This is a genomic window from Psychrobacter sp. (genome assembly GCF_036731945.1).
Classification (GTDB): domain Bacteria; phylum Pseudomonadota; class Gammaproteobacteria; order Pseudomonadales; family Moraxellaceae; genus Psychrobacter.
Window position 1 is genome coordinate 3,651 of sequence record NZ_DAINDI010000098.1, and the last position, 3,631, is coordinate 7,281.

Consider the following 3,631-nt stretch of genomic DNA (forward strand, 5'->3'; position numbering starts at 1 on the left):
TAGTATAGTAGCAGATAACCACATATACCCACAATATCATCGTGGTTATATTCGGTTTCTTGCTATCTTGTCTATTAAACAATGCTATAGTAGAAATGACGTGACGCTTTTTTATATCTCCTTATCACTCATAAAACTCCTTTTTTCAAAATTTTGTTAAATATGCCATCAAGGATGATGCCATGCCCCATCTCGATTTTACCCAGCCGCCCTTTGACGTATTAAGCGCGGCTGAACGTCAAAGTATTAGAAAAAACACCCAAATCCGTTATCTTGCTAAAGATGAGCGTTTTTCTGCTGATGATTTAAGCTATTTTTATGTGGTCATTAAAGGACAAATCGAGCAACTGCTTGCTGGCGAGTTTGTAGCGACTTATTTAGGTAGCAATCATACCGACCATCTAAATAGTAATGATTGGTTTGACAGTCGGCGGTTGCCAAAATCGTTTACAGAAGAGGATAAAGAAGCAGCCACTTTCATACCTATAAAAAGTACCGTACCTATAAGCAATGGCAAACCCAAAAATGAAAGTGACATATCGCCCTACGAATTTCGTGCCATTGAAGACACCCTGCTGCTGCAAATCAATGGCACAACCGTTGACAAAATCAGTGCCCAGAATCATTTAGTGCGCCAATTACTGTCAGAAGATTTACCTGAACGATTAAAGGCATTACAGCAGCGGCGGAGCGGGCAAAGCTTAGATGCTAGCTATCATGGTTATAATGAACAGCAAGAAGTGCAGCAAATCATGATGCAGCCGGTGATTGATGTCAGCTTATTACCCGTGCATATCATTGATGCCACCAGCAGCCTATATGAGGCGGCGCATATCATGACCAAAGCTGGGCTTAAGCATGTTTTGGTGCGACCGCTCAACCAATTAAATCCTGCTCAAGCGCAAATATTAGATAATGATTTAAAAACGGATTTAGACCAAAACTTAGACCGAAATTTAGGCAACAACCTAGATAGCAGCTTAGTTACTGATAGCGCCAATACGCAAACTCCCAGTAACTATTCTGGTCGTACATTAGGTATTTTAACCGATACCGATATCTGCCGCGCGGTGAGCGACCAGCAAAACCCTGCAACAACGCCTTGCCAGCGTTATGCGAGTTTCAATCTGCGCACCATTGATGCGGACGATGAGATTGGCGATGCGCTATTGACCATGACGCGCTACCGTATCCATAGGCTGCCAGTGATTGATGCTAATGGTGAGGTTGCAGGCGTGCTTGGGCAAAGTGATATGCTCGCTCATATTGGTCATCATTCGCAGCTGATTAGTCTACAGATTGAACAGGCTAAAGACTTGCCGAGCTTGGCTACTGCGGTTGAGCTCATTGGGCGCTATATTCGCGCGCAGCACCAAAACGGTATCAAAATTGGTAATGTCAGCCGTATGGTACACGCCCAAGTTTTTACCAAACTGTGGCAACTTATCGTACCTGATGAAGTGATGAAAAATACTTGCGTCATCGTCATGGGCTCAGAGGGTCGCGGCGAGCAAATCATGCGTACCGACCAAGACAATGCGCTGATTATTCGTGATGGTTATAGCCATCCTGACTTAGCTCAGTTCGCTGAAACCTTTAACCATCATTTAGCAACCTTGGGTTATCCGCTTTGTGATGGCAATATCATGATGACCAATCCGATGTGGCGGCAGCCGCTCAAACAATTTAAAACGCAGATTAGCTTATGGTTTAGAAATACCGACCCGATACACAGTATTTATTTGTCGGCCATATTTGATGGCGAATATGTCTGCGGCGATGAATCACTACTGACGAGTGTGCGCGAGCATTTAAAAATTGCCCATCGCCAGTCAGATCTCATGTTTGTCCGTCAGTTCGCCCGTGCCGCTTTACAGTTTGGTGATGTCGGACAATGGTGGCAAAAGTTTGTGCCCCTCCTTGGCGGTAAACCCAGCTCCTACGATATTGACCTTAAAAAAGCTGGTATTTTTCCGCTGGTGCATGGCATTCGTACTTTAGCCTTAGAAAACGATATTTTTGATGCGCCGAGTAGTAAAGGACGCCTTAAAGCCTTGGTACAAGTGCGCGCCTTAAACCAACAGCGCGCTGACACTTTGCTTGAAGCGTTAGAGTTTTTTATGGCGCAGCGTTTGTCAGTGGCGCTATCGACAGATGATAAGCATGCGCGGCAAGTCGATCCGACCACTTTATCGGCACTCGAGCGAGACTTATTAAATGAATGCTTGGCCGTGGTCAAAAGCTTTAAGGATCAATTAAGTCGCCATTATCAGCTAGAGTTTAATTAAAATAAGTCAGCTGATAAGAACGCTGCGCGCAAAAATAAAGGGGAGCAAAATAAGATGCGTTGGCTAAAACAGTTATCGTCTCATTGGCAAAAGACCCATTTGCAGCGCCCTGAGCTGGCATCGATGTTTAATAAACCTTTGGCTGATAAATGGGTCGCGATTGACTGTGAGATGACAGGACTCAATCCAAAAAAGCATCACCTGCTATCTATCGCTGCCATTCATATTAACGGCGATAGCATTGATACGGGTAACGGTCTGCATCTGGTTTGTCGGCCGCCAGTGATGCCTGACCGTGATACCATTGTGATTCATGGGCTGCGCACTGCCGATGTTGAGCATGGTATGAGCTACGATGAAATGCTGGCTTTAGTACTGCCTTTTATAGACAATCGACCGCTAGTTGGGTTTTGCCCGCAGATAGATACAGGTTTTTTGAATCCTTTGGTCAAGCGCTATATGGGCACCAAGCTACCGAATAAGGTCATTGATATACGGCAATTATACAGTCGGCGTATGGGCGATCGTACGCAGGGTATTCCTAATCAATCACAGCACTTGACCAATATTCTAGCGCATTATGAGATCCCAGAGCTTGGCACACACGATGCTTATAACGATGCCATTATGACAGCCATGGCATTTTTGCATCTACGCCAACGCTGATACTACGTGAAAATAGCAACTCATGTTACCATAGGCTGTTTTTGCCACCTGATAATAGACCGCTCATGCTACCCACTTCTAAAACTGAAAACCGCCCTACCGCTTTTGCTAAATTAGCGCCTTTTCCTAAGCAACCATATACGCTCAATAAGCCTGCTCACTACCTAGCATCGCTGACCTTATTTGCGAGTGTTTTGCTAACGCCGCTATGTGCCCAAGCGGTTTTACCAGAAGCGATTCAGACAGCGCTCACGCGCGCAAACTTAAATGCGACCGATATTAGTATTGTCATCACCCCAGTCGGTGATAAAAATGTGAGCCGCTTGCCTGCGCCCATTCAGGTAATTGATAGCACTAAACTTGCTAATCAGCCAGAATCTTTAAGTACTAACGATGGCACTGCTGAACCTGAAAGCATCAAAAAACAAACGACTCAGAATGTTAATGCTAAAGAAGTAACCGTTCATCAAAGCGCCTTAGTGACGATTGAAAAACAGACGATTAAGCAACATGCAAGACAGCTGCATGCTTATACCGATGACCCTTATACCTATCAAAGTATAGAAAGCGTGCCACCGCTACTGCCAGATGACGCCTTAAAACTCGCTAAAAGTAGTAATGAAAATGAAAGCAGCAAAAGCAATAACGACAAATCGACTGCTCGTAATCCCGCTATC

At 44.7% G+C, this 3,631-nt stretch carries 2 protein-coding genes and 1 pseudogene; all 3 read left to right on the forward strand.

Annotated elements, in window-relative coordinates; genetic code table 11:
* Positions 1-182 precede the first annotated feature (182 nt).
* A complete protein-coding gene (locus V7D75_RS13770; protein WP_333615019.1) occupies positions 183-2,288 on the forward strand; it encodes a DUF294 nucleotidyltransferase-like domain-containing protein in 2,106 nt (701 codons plus the stop codon).
* A 54-nt stretch (positions 2,289-2,342) separates the two neighbouring features.
* Positions 2,343-2,954: a 3'-5' exonuclease gene (locus V7D75_RS13775; RefSeq protein ID WP_333615020.1), complete on the forward strand. Its 612-nt coding sequence runs from the start codon at positions 2,343-2,345 to the stop codon at positions 2,952-2,954.
* A gap of 65 nt (positions 2,955-3,019) precedes the next feature.
* Positions 3,020-3,631 (forward strand): annotated as a pseudogene (locus V7D75_RS13780) (hypothetical protein); the annotation flags it as partial.